Here is a 279-nt window from a genome sequence, read left to right as displayed (position 1 = left end):
AAATTCTTCTTTTATTCATAATGGCCACAGTCGAGGTTGTGTCAGCAACATCAGCATTCCACGCGGAGAAAGTTGAAGAAGCCAAGACAACAACTGAAGAAGCAGCGGCCACAGTTGAGGAAGTTGTAGTAGCTCCACCAGCACCAGAAGTGCCTAAACAAACCGAGACCAATGCGGATGAGCCAGCAGAGTAGGCCAAGGTGACTGAAGAAGAGGTCAAGGCGGAAAGTGTCCCAGAGGAAAAAGAGAACAAGACTAGTGAAGAAGAACAAGTTGTGG

1 protein-coding gene is annotated in these 279 nt (G+C 47.7%); it reads left to right on the top strand.

Annotated elements, in window-relative coordinates:
* A partial coding sequence (locus QWJ41_RS21135; protein WP_302710459.1) for a hypothetical protein occupies positions 1 to 194 on the top strand: 194 nt, incomplete at its 5' end.
* Positions 195 to 279: the final 85 nt, after the last annotated feature.

This window comes from Nocardioides cremeus (assembly GCF_030518195.1).
Taxonomy (GTDB): Bacteria; Actinomycetota; Actinomycetes; order Propionibacteriales; family Nocardioidaceae; genus Nocardioides; species Nocardioides cremeus.
Note: the sequence above shows the minus strand (reverse complement) of the source record. Positions and strands in the feature narration are given on the sequence as shown.